Genomic DNA, 15,265 nt, shown 5'->3' with positions numbered 1-15,265 from the left:
GATGCTCCGGGCAGAAAACCTGCACATTCGCCGCGGTCGGAAAACCGTCCTGGCGGGGATTGACCTGCAACTCCACCCCGGTGAGGTCCTGGGTGTGCTCGGGCCCAACGGCGCCGGCAAGAGCACCCTGTTGGGAGCCTTGAGCGCGGAGTTGCCTGCGGATCAGGGCCAGGTCTGGCTCGACCAGCGGCCTTTGGCCCAATGGGAAGGGGCTGAGCGCGCGCAACGTTTGGCGGTCCTGCCCCAGGCGTCGAGCCTGGATTTTGCCTTTCGGGTCGAGGAAGTGGTCGCCATGGGGCGTTTGCCTTACCAGAGCGGGCGAGTACGTGACGAGCAGATTGTCGTGGCCGCATTGCAGGCGACTGACGCAGTTCATCTGCTGGGCCGCAGCTACCTGGCGCTGTCCGGTGGCGAGCGTCAGCGGGTGCATCTGGCAAGGGTGCTGGCGCAACTCTGGCCGGGTCAGGCGGGGCAGACCCTGTTGCTCGACGAGCCGACGTCGGCCCTGGACCCCTTGCACCAGCACCTGACCTTGCAAGCTGTTCGGGCCTTTGCCGATCGTGGGGCCGCAGTGCTGGTGATCCTGCATGACCTGAACCTGGCCGCCCGTTATTGTGATCGTCTGTTGTTGCTGCAGGATGGGCGCCCTTACTCGCTGGACGCTCCTGCCTATGTACTGCGCGCCGAACCGCTGAAGGCCGTGTTTGGCCTGGACGTACTGGTGCAGGAGCATCCCGAACGGGGGCACCCCCTGATCATTGATCGCTGACGTGATACCTGGAGCCCGTCGATGCGCGTACTTCTATTGCCGGTGCTGTTGCTGCTTTTTGCCTGTCAAAGCCGGCCCACATTGCCGGTGCTGCCCCAGCTTGAGGAGCCGGGACAGATTGTTGATCTGCAAACGGGGCAGCGTCTCAGTCCTGATGAGTTGATTGCACGCCTTGCCGCTGCGCCGCGGGTGATCGTCGGTGAACAGCACGACCACCCCGATCACCATCGCCTGCAGTTGTGGCTGCTGCAGGCGCTGGCAGCCCGACGTCCCCAAGGCAGCTTGCTCCTGGAAATGCTCACCCCTGAGCAGCAACCCAAGGTCGATGGGCTGCGCCAGGCTATGGCCAAGCAGGGGCTGCCGGCGGACCTGCCCAAGGCTTTGGCCTGGCAACCGGGGTGGGACTGGTCCTTGTACGGCCCCATCGTGAGTTTTGCGTTGGTGCAGCCTTATCCGTTGTGGGCCGCCAACCTCGATCGTCTTGAGGTCCGTGGGATTTACGCCAAGGCACCGGTCCTGAGTGGCTCCCATGCGAATGCGCCTTCGGTCAGGCAGGCGTTGTTGGCTCAGGTGCGAACCTCCCATTGCGGGTTGCTGCCGGAGTCGCAATTGCCGGCGATGCTGGCGGTGCAACAGCAGCGCGACCGGCGCATGGCCCAGCGTTTGCTGGATGCGCCAACGCCGGCACTGCTGTTTGCCGGAGCCTTTCATGCGCGCAAGGATGTCGGTGTGCCTGTGCACCTGGCGGATCTGCCACCACCCCGGGACGCCGTGGTGCTGATGCTGGCCCAGCGGGGCGCTGAGGTGATGCCGGCAACGGCGGATTACGTCTGGTACACCGCGCCGATGGCGGACAAGGACTATTGCGCACAACTGCGCCAGTAAAGGCCCCCAAGGTGCTTTTTTGCAGGCAAAAAAAGACCCGGCAAGAGCCGGGTCAAATAACCGTGATTAGCCTGATGAGGAGATAATCTGAGAGCCCGAACCACCGGTCTTCCAGGTTATCAACTGGCCTCGCGACCAGTGGTGATAATCATAACGATTCTCATTTCTAAGTCAATGCGGCATTTTGGCTTTTCTGTATTTTTCATCAAACAAGTGTTTGAAAGCGCCGGGGGCGGGGTTTTAGCGCGCCTGCAGCTGGGTGTTGAGGCGGATGACTTCCTTGTTCAGCAGGTCGATCCGGCGCGCCATGCTTTCAATCAGGCTCTGGGCGATACGCGGATTGTTTCGGGTCAGGCTAAGAAATTGCTCCTTGGGGATCAGCATCAAGGTGCTGGGCTGGCTGGCAATCACGGTGGCGCTGCGTCTCTCCCCGGTAAACACCGCCATGGCGCCGAAGATTTCGTCCTTGGGGACCTCGCCAACTTTATGCCCGTCGACAAACGCCTCGGCGTGCCCCTCGATGATCACGAAAACGTGATCGGCAACGTCGCCCTGGTGGATCAGTGTCTCGCCCTCAAGGACCCGCTTGAAGCTGTTGTTACTGCGAAACTCCGGTTGCTTGAGGCGGGCGATGGCATCCGACAGCAGGGCGGTCTGGCCGATCAGGTACTGCAGGAACAACTCCGAACGCTGCTCATCGGCATACACATGCTGGAACACCGCCGAGCGCAGAAAAGGGATCAGCTTCAGGGGCGTGTCGCAACTGAGGTGCCAGTGAGGCTGTTCCAGCCCTCGACGCAGCCCGAGCAGGTCGCCTTCGTGCAAATAGAAGAGTGGACGCTGATCGATGCTGGCCTGGACCTGGCCGTCTTCCAGCAAGAACAGCCGGTCGCTGGGTAGCGCCTGGGCGAGATCGTCAGTGGGCTCAAGCAATAGAGGGGCGCCCGCCGCCGGCAAACCCGCGAGTAATTGCGCCGGAATGCTTTGCAGGCGGTTGATTAAGGTGTCGGCGTATGCCGGTTGCTCCCCCAGTAGATACATGGCGACCTGCCGGATCAGTTCTTGTGGCGTGAGGAAATAGCATCCAGTTGCTTGTTCAGGGCGTCCTTGCGCTCGGCGGGGATATCGTTCCAGTGCACGTCCATCAAGGCGCCTTCGATGGCGTAAAGCAGCACTTTCGAGGCGCGAAAGCCGCGAGTGCGCACTGCTCGATAGGCATCCACCGCCCCCAGGCGGCGCAAATCCGACGCGCTATGGATGCCCACTGCATGCAGCCATTGTGCGGATGTCTTACCGAGGTTCTTCAGGTGTTGCAGTTCATCATTCATCAAGCCTCCTTGCGACGGCCGAATGCTGAGTGGGCAAGCCTCTGAGGAGTGTAGCGCTCAGCAGGAAACGCGCTGTTCGTTGGTCGGTTTCAACGCAAAAGCTTCTAAGGGGAGGGGAAACAGGCATGACGGCGCAGGCTGAAAGCCTGGGCAATCCAGCGCAAAGCGGGGGCGCTGGATTTGAGGCAACGGTGTCGGTTAGCGGGTGCGGTAACGCAGGCGCGTGCCGAAGTTGACCGACATGAGGATTTCGTCGGCGCTCAGCTCCGGAGGGAAGTAGGCACCGGAAATCTGCGCGTGTGACAGGCTAGCGCCTTCCAGGGGGACGTCGCGCAGGTCGAGGCCACGCAAATCCGCAGAACGGAAGTAGGCGTCGGTGAAGTCGATGCCGTCGGTGTTCAAGTCGCGCAGATCGAGGCCACGGAAGTCACCGCCGCGCAAGTCGATGGGCTGACCTTGTGGGCGCTCGCGATTGAAACCGGTGATGTCGTCTTTGCGTAACAGCTCGTACAGCGGGGTGTCGAGTAGCTTCGGTTTGCACATGGCGGCTTTCTCGGTGTTGGTTTTATGGCGCCAGTATAGTGCCACTATTTTTCAGCCGTGAAGTCTTTACACTTCACGGCTGAAAATACCGGTTTAGAGGCCTGGCAGGCGCTGACGGATGTTCGCTACCAGAGCATCCAGGCTGCCACTTTCATTGGTCTCGACCCGCTTGCTGCGCAGCAGTTCTTCGGCGCTGAGCGCTTCGCGGTTGGCTTGCTGGGCTGCGATCACTTCCAGGGTGGCGTCCGATGGGTCATTGCTGTCGGCTTGGCGTTGCGCCAGCCAGCTGGCGATGACGGCCTCGGGGGCGTTGCAGTCGATGATCAGGCACGGGGCGCCCGTGTGCTCTGCGACTTCGGCGGCGGCGTCGCGTTGGGCACGTTTGAGGTACGTGGCGTCGATTACCACCGGGAAGCCGGCACGCAGAATGACGTCGGCGATTTTATGCAGGTGCACGTAGGTGGCGGTGCTGGCGTCGCTGCTGTAGATGCCGGCGTTGGGATCGTTCTGCACGCTTTGCTCGCCAAACAGACGCTTGCGTTCTACATCGGAGCGCAGGCGGACAGCGCCCAGGGCTTCGACCAGGCGCAGGGCGACGTGGCTCTTGCCTACCGCAGAAACCCCGGAGGTGATGGCCAGGAAGCGCGAAGGGATGGTGCTGTAGCTTTCCGCCAGGTTGGCGTAGTTGCGGTACTGGCGCAGTGAGGTGGCGCGTTGTACGGGGGTGGCATCGGCGGGCATGCTGAACAGGCTGACTTTGGCCCGTACCAGCGCCCGATAGGCCTTGTAGAAGTTCAGCAGTTCCAGGCCTTGATAGTCGCCGGTCAGCTCCAGGTACTGGCTGATAAAGCGCCGGGCCAGGCTCTTCAGGCCGCGGTCTTCCAAGTCCATGGCGAGGAAGCCGGTATCGGCGTAGACGTCAGTGAAGCGGAAGGGCTCGTTGAACTCGATGCAGTCGAAAATCACCACGCGACCGTCGATCACCGTGGCATTGCCCAGGTGGATGTCACCGTGGCATTCGCGGATGAAACCGTCGTTCTTGCGCTGGGCGAACAGCGGCTTGAGGCGTTCGAAGCTGCTTTCGGCCCAGGCTTCCAGGGCTTCCAGTTGTTGCAGGTCGGCCTTGTCGCTGAGGAACGGGCGGATCTGTTCGAAGTTCTGCCGCACCGGCGCCATGACGCTGTCCGGGGTGCCTGCTTCGTGGGCGGCGGGCACGCGTGGCGCGTCGAGGTGGAACCGGGCAATCTGCTGGGCCATCTCATCGATGTGCTGGGTGGTCAGTTCCCCATTGGCTTGCAAGGTGCTGAGCAGCCCGCTCTGAGGGAACTGGCGCATTTTCAGCGCGTATTCGATGACCGGGCCGGTGCCGGCCAGCTCCGGGGCCTCGGCGGTACCAGTGATCGGCAACACTTCGAGATACAAATCCTGGGTCAAACGCTGGTTCAGGCGCAGTTCTTCGCCGCAGAAGTGTTCGCGGGCATCCAGGCTGGTGAAATCGAGGAAACCGAAGTTGACCGGTTTTTTCACTTTATAGACGTAGGGGCCGGTGAGCAGCACCCAGGAAATGTGAGTCTCGATGACCTGAAACCCATCGACGGGGTGCGGGTACAAGGCCGGGTTTTGCAATGCGGCGATCAGTGACTGGCTCACAGGCGATCCTTCAGAGTCGTAGAAAATTCAAGGGCGTCATTATGGCCGCTGGCAGGGTCAACGCAAACCTCGGGTGGCTCCTGTTGAGGATGAATAAAGTGCGTATAATCCGCCGCCATGACTCGTACCCGATCCCCCCGTTCCGCTAAAAAAACACCGTCTCGCGGCCTGCGCCCCTGGCTGGGCTGGGCCCTGAAGCTCAGTCTGGTTGGCTTGGTAGTGCTCGCCGGCTTCGCGGTTTATCTCGATGCAGTGGTCCAGGAAAAGTTTTCCGGCAAACGCTGGACCATTCCTGCCAAGGTCTACGCGCGCCCGCTGGAGCTGTTCGTCGGACAGAAGCTCAGTAAAGAAGACTTCCTCACCGAGCTGGACGCCCTGGGCTATCGACGCGAAAGCGTGGCCAATGGGCCGGGCGCGGCGTCGGTCAACGGCAACACCATTGATCTCAATACCCGCGGCTTCCAGTTCTACGAAGGCCTGGAAAAAGCCCAGCCGGTGCGCGTGCGATTCTCCGGCGACTATGTGGCAGGGCTGTCCGGGGCCGAGGGCTCGAAAGTCGCCGTGGTGCGCCTCGAGCCGCTGCTGATTGGCGGCATTTATCCGAAGAACCTTGAAGACCGCATCCTGATCAATATCGATCAGGTGCCGCCGTACCTGCTGGAAACCTTGGTGGCCGTAGAGGACCGGGATTTCTACAGCCACTTGGGGATTTCGCCGAAGTCCATTGCCCGTGCCATTTGGGTCAACATTTCGGGCGGCAGGATGAGCCAGGGCGGCAGTACGCTGACCCAGCAGTTGGTGAAGAACTTCTACCTCACCAGCGAGCGTAGCCTGACGCGCAAGCTGACCGAAGCCATGATGGCCATGCTGCTTGAGCTGCATTACGACAAGCGCGAAATCCTTGAGGCGTACCTCAACGAGGTATTCGTCGGCCAGGACGGTCAGCGCGCGGTGCACGGTTTTGGCTTGGCCAGTCAGTTCTTTTTCGGCCAGCCCCTGTCTGAGCTGAAGTTGCATCAAGTGGCGTTGTTGGTGGGCATGGTCAAGGGGCCGTCCTACTACAACCCGCGGCGCAACCCTGAGCGTGCTCTGGAACGGCGCAACCTGGTGCTTGATGTGCTTGAGCAGCAAGGCGTGGCGACGGCAGAGCAAGTGGCTGCAGCGAAGAAAATGCCACTGGGTGTGACCACCCGCGGCAAGTTGGCCGACAGTTCGTTCCCGGGCTTTATCGACCTGGTCAAGCGTCAGTTGCGCGAAGACTACCGCGACGAAGACTTGACCGAAGAAGGGTTGCGGATCTTTACCAGTTTCGATCCGATTCTGCAGATGAAGGCCGAAGCGTCGGTCACTGACACCTTCAAGCGTCTGGCCGGTCGCAAAGGTTCGGATGAGGTCGAAGCGGCGATGGTGGTGACCAACCCGGAAACCGGTGAGGTCCAGGCCATGATCGGCAGCCGCCAGGCGAGCTTCGCCGGTTTCAACCGGGCGCTGGATGCGGTGCGGCCGATCGGCTCGCTGATCAAGCCGGCGGTCTACCTGACGGCCCTTGAGAAACCAAGTCAATACAGTTTGACCAGTTGGTTGTCCGACGAAGCCTTCTCGGTTAAGGGCGCGGACGGCCAAGTGTGGAAGCCGCAGAACTATGATCGCCGCTCCCATGGCACGATTTTCCTGTACCAGGGGCTGGCCCATTCCTACAACTTGTCCACCGCACGGCTGGGCCTGGAAGTGGGCGTGCCCAATGTGCTCAAGACCTTGAGCCGTTTGGGGGTGACTCGCGAGTTTCCAGCCTTCCCTTCGATGTTGCTGGGGGCGGGCGGCATGAGCCCGATGGAAGTGGCCACCATGTACCAGACCCTGGCCAACGGTGGTTTCAATACGCCGATGCGCGGGATTCGTAGCGTGCTGACGGCCGAGGGTGAGCCGCTCAAGCGTTATCCGTTCCAGATTCAGCAGCGTTTCGATCCGGGTTCCATCTATCTGATCCAAAGCGCCATGCAGCGAGTCATGCGTGAAGGCACCGGCAGCTCGGTCTACAACGTGTTGCCGAAAACCCTGGCGCTGGCCGGCAAGACCGGCACCAGTAACGATTCGCGCGACAGCTGGTTCGCCGGTTTCAGCCAAGACCTGTTGGCCGTGGTGTGGCTGGGGCGTGACGATAACGGCAAGACGCCGTTTACCGGTGCCACCGGTGCCCTGCAGGTCTGGACCAGTTTCATGCGCAAGGCCGACCCGCTGCCCCTGGATATGCCGCAGCCGGATAACGTGGTGCAGGCCTGGGTCGATTCTCGGACCGGCCAGGGTTCCGATGCCAACTGTCCGGGCGCGGTACAGATGCCGTATATTCGCGGCAGCGAGCCACCTCCCGGCCCGGCATGCGGTGGCGAAAGCCCTGCTTCCGGCGAGTCGGTGATGGATTGGGTCAAAGGCTGGATGAACTAAGCAAAGAGGGTTTGACGTGAACAAGTGGTGGGTTCCAGCTATTACAGCTCTGGCTTTGCTCAATGGTTGTGCCAGCGTGCAACGCGGCTCGATCCCCGTGGTGGATGCCGGTACTGCCGTGTCCAACAGCGAGCGGATTTCGGCCAATGGCGGCTTCCGCCAGACGACCATCAAGCGTCCGGCCCAGGCCCAGGCGATTCCGGAAGATTCCGGTGTGGTGGTGATGGTACCGGGTGGCGGCGCCACGACATCGGCACCGATCAGCACGGCGCCGATCACGCCGGGGCCAATTATCCCGGGCCCGGTGGATGCTGCGCCTATTCAGTCGGCACCGATCAACCAGGGCACCTACAACATGCCTTCCACGTCGGGCAGCATTCCTTCGTCGAGCGTCGGCGGTTTGTCCGCCGATGAGCAGTTGGATGGGCCGGTCCTGGCGTTGCTGACCACCGCACAGCAGCAGCAATCCAATGGCGACCTCAATGGTGCCTCCTCGAGCCTTGAGCGCGCCCAGCGCGTAGCGCCCCGCGAGCCGCAAGTGCTGTACCGCCTGGCTCAGGTGCGCATGGCCCAAGGGGACGCGGCCCAGGCCGAGCAGTTCGCCCGCCGTGGCCTGTCGTTCGCGGGTGGCCGTCCGGACCTGCAGGCCAGCCTATGGGGCCTTATCGCTCAGGCGCGTGAGAAGCAAGGCGATGCCGCCGGCGCTGCTGCGGCGCGCCAGAAAGCCAAGGTTGCCTTGTGATGGATGGGCGTTTCCTGCAGATTGCCGAGCAATTGCTGCTGATCGAGCGGGAGTTGCGGGTGCAGGGCTGGTGGGACGAAGTCGCTCCAAGTGCTGAGGCCTTGTCCAGCCAGGAGCCCTTCAGTGTCGATACCCTGGATTTTGAACAGTGGCTGCAATGGATCTTCCTGCCACGGATGAAGCACATCATCGAGCAGGATTTGCCCTTGCCCAATGCGTCGGGGATCCTCGCCATGGCCGAGATGGTGTATGCCCAGCGGCCGGGGCAGGGGGGCGAGCTACAGCGCCTGCTGGCGGAGTTCGATCGGTTGATCGGCGAAGCGGCCTGAGTCCGCCGGGTAGAAGCCGTGTGGTGAGCCTGTGAGGGTTCATCGCGTGGTTTCCTTTCGCAGGCGGCAAGTTGCAACAAGTTGTACAGGCCCGTAAGGGTTTTCTCCTGCTTTCTCATGCGCTTAGTTGTAATAAAGCTCAGAGATTACTTGACTTGGGCAGGACGAATCAGAACAATCCAAAGTCCGCTGTAGAGGGACTGCCAGAAGCAGACCCACTCAGCAGATCATGAGGCGCACATCCGCGCCGACCTGCTACACCCGCAACGCGTTACCTCGCGCTGGGTGGGAAACCCCCGCAACACTTTGGGGCGCTCCCAATACTTGCTCAGTCAGTGCTGACGTAGTCGGCGACCACCGTCGCTCATGCTCTGCTGAGAAGTAAACCTATTAAGACCCGCCTCCTTTAATGAGGGCGGTATTCTGGCGTTTTAGAGGTGAACAACGTGGAGCTTTTATCTGGCGGTGAGATGCTCGTCCGCTTTTTGCGTGACGAAGGCGTCAAATATATCTATGGGTACCCGGGTGGTGCTCTTCTTCATGTCTACGATGCCCTGTTCAAAGAACCGGAAGTGACCCATATCCTGGTACGTCACGAGCAGGCTGCTACCCATATGGCTGACGGTTATGCCCGTGCCACCGGTAAAGCCGGTGTGGTACTGGTGACTTCCGGCCCGGGCGCGACCAATGCCATTACCGGTATTGCCACCGCCTACATGGACTCGATTCCGATGGTGATCATTTCCGGTCAGGTGCCCAGCACCATGGTCGGTACCGATGCGTTCCAGGAAACCGACATGATCGGTATCTCCCGGCCGATCGTGAAGCACAGCTTCATGGTCAAGCATGCTTCGGAAATCCCGGAAGTCATGAAGAAGGCTTTCTACCTGGCGCAATCCGGTCGTCCGGGCCCGGTGGTGGTCGATGTCCCTAAAGACATGACCAACCCGGCTGAAAAGTTCGAATACGTTTTCCCCAAGAAAGCCAAGCTGCGCTCCTACAGCCCAGCTGTGCGCGGTCACTCCGGGCAAATTCGCAAGGCAGCAGAAATGCTCCTGGCGGCCAAGCGTCCTGTGCTTTATGCAGGCGGCGGCGTGATCCTCGGCGGCGGTTCTGCACCGCTGACCGAACTGGCAAAAATGCTCAACCTGCCGGTCACCAATACTTTGATGGGCCTGGGTGCGTATCCGGGTACCGACCGTCAATTCGTCGGCATGCTCGGCATGCACGGCAGCTACACCGCCAACCTGACCATGCACCACGCTGACGTGATCCTGGCCGTGGGTGCGCGCTTCGACGACCGTGTAATCAACGGCCCGGCGAAGTTCTGCCCGAACGCCAAGATCATCCATGTCGATATCGACCCGGCGTCCATCTCCAAGACCATCAAGGCAGACGTGCCGATCGTGGGTCCTGTGGAGAGCGTGCTGACCGAAATGGTCGCGGCACTCAAGGACATCGGTGAGACCCCGAACAAAGACACGGTTGCCAGCTGGTGGAAGCAGATCGACGAGTGGCGCGGTGATCGCGGCCTGTTCCCTTACGACAAGGGCGACGGCAGCATCATCAAACCGCAAACCGTGATCGAAACCCTCTGCGAAGTGACCAAGGGCGATGCCTTTGTGACCTCCGACGTGGGCCAGCACCAGATGTTCGCGGCGCAGTACTACCGGTTCAACAAGCCCAACCGTTGGATCAACTCGGGCGGCCTGGGCACCATGGGCTTCGGTTTCCCGGCGGCCATGGGCGTCAAGCTGAGCTTCCCTGAGTCCGATGTGGCCTGTGTCACTGGCGAAGGCAGTATCCAGATGAACATCCAGGAACTGTCGACCTGCCTGCAGTACGACTTGCCGGTCAAGATCGTCAACCTGAACAACGGTGCGCTGGGTATGGTGCGTCAGTGGCAGGACATGAACTACGGTAGCCGTCACTCGCACTCCTACATGGAATCGCTGCCTGACTTCGTCAAGCTGGCCGAGGCCTATGGTCACGTGGGCATGCGCATCACGTCGCTGAAGGATCTGAAGCCGAAGATGGAAGAAGCGTTCGCCATGAAAGATCGCCTGGTGTTCCTCGATATCCAGGTTGATACCAGCGAGCACGTCTACCCGATGCAGATCAAAGACGGCTCCATGCGCGATATGTGGCTGAGCAAGACGGAGCGTACTTAATCATGCGGCACATTATCTCCTTGCTTCTGGAAAACGAACCGGGCGCCTTGTCCCGCGTTGTCGGCCTGTTTTCCCAGCGTAACTACAACATCGAAAGCCTGACCGTGGCGCCGACCGAAGACCCGACCCTGTCGCGTCTGACCCTCACTACGGTAGGGCATGATGAGGTCATCGAGCAGATCACCAAGAACCTGAACAAGTTGATTGAGGTGGTCAAGCTGGTGGACCTGTCGGAAAGTGCTCACATCGAGCGCGAACTGATGCTGGTCAAGATCAAGGCCACTGGCGCCCAGCGCGCCGAGGTCAAACGCACTACCGATATTTATCGTGGGCAGATCGTTGATGTCAGCGCCAGCGTGTATACCGTTCAACTGACCGGTACCAGCGACAAGCTCGACAGCTTCATTCAATCGATCGGCACCGCCTCGATTCTGGAAACAGTACGCAGTGGCGTCACCGGGATTGCCCGTGGCGACAAAGTACTGAGCATCTAACTCAAATTAGCGAATGGCCTGAACGGCCGGATATAGGGGAAATTCATGAAAGTTTTCTACGATAAAGACTGCGACCTGTCGATCATCCAAGGTAAGAAAGTTGCCATCATCGGCTACGGTTCCCAGGGTCACGCTCAAGCGTGCAACCTGAAAGACTCCGGCGTTGACGTGACCGTTGGCCTGCGTAAAGGCTCGGCTACCGTTGCCAAGGCTGAAGCCCACGGCCTGAAAGTGACTGACGTTGCTTCTGCTGTTGCTGCTGCCGACCTGGTCATGATCCTGACCCCGGACGAGTTCCAGTCCTCGCTGTACAAGAACGAAATCGAGCCGAACATCAAGAAAGGCGCCACCCTGGCCTTCTCCCACGGCTTCGCGATCCACTACAACCAGGTTGTGCCGCGCGCTGACCTCGACGTGATCATGATCGCGCCGAAAGCCCCGGGCCACACCGTGCGTTCCGAGTTCGTGAAGGGCGGCGGTATTCCTGACCTGATCGCTATCTACCAGGACGCTTCCGGCAACGCCAAGAACGTTGCTCTGTCCTACGCAGCTGGCGTGGGCGGCGGCCGTACCGGCATCATCGAAACCACTTTCAAGGACGAGACTGAAACCGACCTGTTTGGCGAGCAAGCTGTTCTGTGTGGCGGTACCGTTGAGCTGGTCAAAGCCGGTTTCGAAACCCTGGTTGAAGCTGGCTACGCGCCGGAAATGGCCTACTTCGAATGCCTGCACGAACTGAAGCTGATCGTTGACCTCATGTACGAAGGCGGTATCGCCAACATGAACTACTCGATCTCCAACAACGCCGAGTACGGCGAGTACGTGACCGGCCCAGAAGTGATCAACGCCGAATCCCGTCAAGCCATGCGCAACGCTCTGAAGCGCATCCAAGACGGCGAGTACGCCAAGATGTTCATCAGCGAAGGTGCTACCGGCTACCCATCGATGACCGCCAAGCGTCGTAACAACGCTGCGCACGGTATTGAAGTCATCGGCGAGCAACTGCGTTCGATGATGCCGTGGATCGGTGCCAACAAGATCGTCGACAAAGCCAAGAACTAAGTTCGAGACTTGTCAGGGAAAACGCGGCTTCGGCCGCGTTTTTTCGTTTGGGCGGACAGGTTCTGGTATAAAGCTGCATCCCTTGTGGCTGAGTCAGGCCCTTGGGTGCCGTCGAAATTTTTCACACCCGTTGCAAGGTAATGTCCATGAGCGAACGTCCCGAAGAGCCAAACCAGGCCTCTGACGCCGAAAGCCTGCTGCCCATCGATGAACATGTCGAAGAAGGGCATGACGCGGAAGGCCGTAAAGTCCGGCATCGTGGTATCTATCTGCTGCCGAATCTGTTCACCACTGCGAACCTGTTCGCGGGGTTCTATTCCATCATCAATTCCATGAGTGCCCAGAGTGCCTTGAGCGCCGGGGACTCAGCGTCTGCGAGCAAGTACTTCGCGTTTGCTGCGATCGCGATTTTCGTCGCCATGGTGCTCGATGGCCTGGACGGGCGCGTCGCTCGGATGACCAATACCCAGAGCGCCTTTGGTGCCGAGTATGACTCGCTGTCTGACATGGTTGCGTTCGGCGTCGCGCCAGCACTGCTGGCTTTCGGTTGGGCCTTGGGCGACATGGGTAAGGTCGGCTGGATGGTCGCCTTCATCTATGTAGCAGGCGCGGCGCTGCGTCTGGCGCGCTTCAACACTCAAGTGGGGACGGCGGACAAGCGCTACTTCATCGGCCTGGCCAGTCCGGCTGCAGCGGGTGTGGTGGCCGGTATTGTCTGGGCGTTCAGTGACTACGGTATCCAGGGTTCGAAGATGTCATTCCTGGTGGCGCTGATGGTGGCGGCTGCGGGCATGCTGATGGTCAGCAATATCAAGTACAACAGCTTCAAGGATCTGGATCTGAAGGGGCGTGTACCCTTTGTTGCGATCCTGGCGGTGGTATTGGTGTTCGCCGTGGTGTTCAGCGATCCTCCGCGTATTTTGCTGCTGATCTTCCTGGTCTACGCGGCTTCGGGTCCTATCCAGTATTTATTGCACCTGCGTCGTCGCAAAAGCGTCGAGTGATGTAATTTCCCCCATACTCCGCAGTCTATTGGTACATCTGTCCTCCAATACTGCGGAGTTGCCATGTTGATCAAAGTCTCCAAATCGTCTGACTGTAAAGAGTCGGATGTCACGCCAGAATCCCTCTATTTTTCTCGTCGCAGTCTGTTGGGCGGCGCCGTCGCCGGTTTGGCACTGGGCAGCGTTCCAGGGTGGGCGATTGCCGACGAAGTGGCGCGCTATGCCGACGTCGAGCCGGGCAAGGCGCCTGCATGGTTCACCGAAAAGCTGCCGGCCACTCAATGGCAGGCTGTTACGGTCAAGAACGAGGCGATCACGCCGTTCAAGGATGCGACGCACTACAACAACTTCTATGAGTTCGGTACCGACAAGGGGGATCCGGCGGCTAACGCGGGTTCACTAAAGACTGAGCCATGGAGTGTTGTTGTCGACGGGGAAGTGGGTAAGCCCGGTCGTTATGCGTTGGAAGACTTCATGAAGCCTTATCAACTGGAAGAGCGGATTTACCGTCTGCGCTGTGTCGAGGCGTGGTCAATGGTGATTCCCTGGATAGGCTTCCCCATTTCGGCGTTGCTCAAGCAAGTGGAGCCAACCTCCAAAGCCAAGTTCATTCGTTTTGAAACGCTCCAGGATCCCAAAAGCATGCCGGGCCAGCGTTCGGGTTTCGCCTTGATTGATTGGCCTTACGTAGAAGGGCTGCGGCTGGACGAGGCGATGAATCCGTTGGCGATTCTTGCGGTGGGTATGTATGGGCGTGAACTGCCTAACCAGAATGGTGCGCCACTGCGTTTGGTTGTTCCGTGGAAATATGGCTTCAAGAGCGTGAAGTCCATCGTGCGTATCAGTCTAGTGGCCGAGCAACCCAAGACCACTTGGCAAAGCATCGCTGCCGATGAGTATGGGTTCTACGCCAACGTGAACCCGACAGTCGATCACCCTCGCTGGACCCAGGCGCGCGAACGTCGGCTGCCCAGCAGTCTGTTTAGCCCTAACGTGCGTGACACGCAGATGTTCAACGGCTACTCGGATGAAGTAGCTGCTTTATACAGTGGGCTGGATCTGCGGAAGAACTACTGATGCGTTATCCACTTTGGCGTGTGGGCGTTTTTATCGCAGCAGCGATATGGCCGTTGTTTTGGTTGTTTCAAGCCTTGGCGTCTGCTTTGGGGCCGGACCCGGGGAAGGTGCTGGTCGATCGTCTGGGGTTGGGGACGTTGATCCTGTTGTTGGTGACCTTGAGCATGACGCCGTTGCAAAAGCTAACGGGGTGGGCTGGGTGGATCGCGGTGCGGCGTCAAGTGGGCTTGTGGTGTTTCGCTTACGTGGTCCTGCATTTGAGCGCTTACGCGGCGTTTATTCTTGGGTGGGATTGGTCGCAGCTAGGCGTGGAGCTGCGTAAGCGGCCGTACATTATTGTCGGTAGCCTCGGTTTCCTTTGTTTGCTCGCTTTGGCGGTAACGTCCAATCGTTACAGTCAGCGTCGACTTGGAGTGCGCTGGAAGAAGTTGCATCGACTGGTTTACTTGATCCTCGGGTTGGGGTTGCTGCACATGCTCTGGATTGTTCGGGCTGATCTCAAGGAGTGGGCAGTCTATGCCTCTATAGGTGCCTTGTTATTGCTGTTGCGTGTGCCGCCAGTGACTCGACGAATTCCTCGTCTGATCGCTAAAAAAGCATCTTCTGCAACAAAAGTGTAATTAGGTGTTGACGGCAGATTCTATGGGCCTATAATTCGCCCCACTTCCGGCGCAGTCGAAACGGAAAACTCCTTGAAACTCAACGAGTTACGCAGTTTTCGACAGCGACTTGCTTCAGTTTATCGAGGCCCAGAAGGAGTTGATGGAGC

Annotated in this window: 15 protein-coding genes; 11 read left to right on the top strand and 4 right to left on the bottom strand. The window is 59.7% G+C overall.

The genetic code is table 11. The features are described from left to right. Position 1: 1 nt before the first annotated feature. Both M1B35_RS19145 and M1B35_RS19140 read left to right on the top strand, forming a co-directional pair. Entirely contained in the window at positions 2 to 769 is a 768-nt protein-coding gene (locus tag M1B35_RS19145) for a heme ABC transporter ATP-binding protein (RefSeq protein ID WP_268262778.1), read from the top strand. A gap of 21 nt (positions 770 to 790) precedes the next feature. Next, positions 791 to 1,654: a ChaN family lipoprotein gene (locus M1B35_RS19140; RefSeq protein WP_268262777.1), complete on the top strand. Its 864-nt coding sequence runs from the start codon at positions 791 to 793 to the stop codon at positions 1,652 to 1,654. A gap of 240 nt (positions 1,655 to 1,894) precedes the next feature. Here M1B35_RS19140 and M1B35_RS19135 read toward each other — a convergent pair whose 3' ends face one another. From M1B35_RS19135 to M1B35_RS19120, 4 genes are all read right to left on the bottom strand, one after another. After that, on the bottom strand, positions 1,895 to 2,695 hold the full coding sequence (locus M1B35_RS19135) for a Crp/Fnr family transcriptional regulator (protein ID WP_268262776.1): 801 nt from the start codon (positions 2,693 to 2,695) through the stop codon (positions 1,895 to 1,897). Between the two features lie 14 nt (positions 2,696 to 2,709). Then, the gene (locus M1B35_RS19130) at positions 2,710 to 2,982 is read right to left on the bottom strand and encodes a TfoX/Sxy family protein (protein WP_064392505.1); all 273 of its coding nucleotides are present in this window, start codon (positions 2,980 to 2,982) and stop codon (positions 2,710 to 2,712) included. Positions 2,983 to 3,180: 198 nt separating this feature from the next. After that, positions 3,181 to 3,525, bottom strand: coding sequence for a pentapeptide repeat-containing protein (locus M1B35_RS19125; protein ID WP_123334978.1), 345 nt, complete (start codon positions 3,523 to 3,525; stop codon positions 3,181 to 3,183). Between the two features lie 93 nt (positions 3,526 to 3,618). After that, positions 3,619 to 5,175, bottom strand: coding sequence for a bifunctional aminoglycoside phosphotransferase/ATP-binding protein (locus M1B35_RS19120; RefSeq protein ID WP_268262775.1), 1,557 nt, complete (start codon positions 5,173 to 5,175; stop codon positions 3,619 to 3,621). A 117-nt stretch (positions 5,176 to 5,292) separates the two neighbouring features. Here M1B35_RS19120 and mrcB point away from each other — a divergent pair, with 117 nt between their 5' ends. The 9 genes from mrcB (at position 5,293) to msrQ (ending at position 15,116) form a co-directional block, all read left to right on the top strand. Next, complete coding sequence (mrcB, locus tag M1B35_RS19115; RefSeq protein ID WP_123334982.1) at positions 5,293 to 7,617, top strand: penicillin-binding protein 1B; 2,325 nt, start codon at positions 5,293 to 5,295, stop codon at positions 7,615 to 7,617. A 16-nt stretch (positions 7,618 to 7,633) separates the two neighbouring features. Next, the gene (locus M1B35_RS19110) at positions 7,634 to 8,359 is read left to right on the top strand and encodes a tetratricopeptide repeat protein (RefSeq protein ID WP_123334984.1); all 726 of its coding nucleotides are present in this window, start codon (positions 7,634 to 7,636) and stop codon (positions 8,357 to 8,359) included. Then, positions 8,359 to 8,688 carry a YqcC family protein gene (locus tag M1B35_RS19105; protein ID WP_123334986.1) on the top strand — a complete coding sequence of 110 codons (330 nt, stop codon included), beginning with the start codon at positions 8,359 to 8,361 and terminating at the stop codon, positions 8,686 to 8,688. Before M1B35_RS19110 ends, M1B35_RS19105 begins: the two co-directional genes overlap by 1 nt. 446 nt (positions 8,689 to 9,134) lie before the next feature. Continuing rightward, positions 9,135 to 10,859 carry an acetolactate synthase 3 large subunit gene (locus tag M1B35_RS19100; protein ID WP_123335004.1) on the top strand — a complete coding sequence of 575 codons (1,725 nt, stop codon included), beginning with the start codon at positions 9,135 to 9,137 and terminating at the stop codon, positions 10,857 to 10,859. 2 nt (positions 10,860 to 10,861) lie between these two features. After that, complete coding sequence (gene ilvN / locus M1B35_RS19095; RefSeq protein ID WP_123334988.1) at positions 10,862 to 11,353, top strand: acetolactate synthase small subunit; 492 nt, start codon at positions 10,862 to 10,864, stop codon at positions 11,351 to 11,353. A gap of 45 nt (positions 11,354 to 11,398) precedes the next feature. Continuing rightward, a complete protein-coding gene (gene ilvC, locus M1B35_RS19090) occupies positions 11,399 to 12,415 on the top strand; it encodes a ketol-acid reductoisomerase (RefSeq protein WP_007909969.1) in 1,017 nt (338 codons plus the stop codon). Between the two features lie 146 nt (positions 12,416 to 12,561). Beyond that, positions 12,562 to 13,419: a CDP-diacylglycerol--serine O-phosphatidyltransferase gene (gene pssA, locus M1B35_RS19085; RefSeq protein WP_123334990.1), complete on the top strand. Its 858-nt coding sequence runs from the start codon at positions 12,562 to 12,564 to the stop codon at positions 13,417 to 13,419. A 63-nt stretch (positions 13,420 to 13,482) separates the two neighbouring features. Next, on the top strand, positions 13,483 to 14,496 hold the full coding sequence (msrP, locus tag M1B35_RS19080; protein WP_268262774.1) for a protein-methionine-sulfoxide reductase catalytic subunit MsrP: 1,014 nt from the start codon (positions 13,483 to 13,485) through the stop codon (positions 14,494 to 14,496). Further along, positions 14,496 to 15,116: a protein-methionine-sulfoxide reductase heme-binding subunit MsrQ gene (msrQ, locus tag M1B35_RS19075; protein WP_268262773.1), complete on the top strand. Its 621-nt coding sequence runs from the start codon at positions 14,496 to 14,498 to the stop codon at positions 15,114 to 15,116. Before msrP ends, msrQ begins: the two co-directional genes overlap by 1 nt. Positions 15,117 to 15,265: the final 149 nt, after the last annotated feature.

Origin of the sequence: Pseudomonas morbosilactucae, from assembly GCF_023241665.1 — a bacterium.
Taxonomy (GTDB): domain Bacteria; phylum Pseudomonadota; class Gammaproteobacteria; order Pseudomonadales; family Pseudomonadaceae; genus Aquipseudomonas; species Aquipseudomonas morbosilactucae.
Note: the sequence above shows the minus strand (reverse complement) of the source record. Positions and strands in the feature narration are given on the sequence as shown.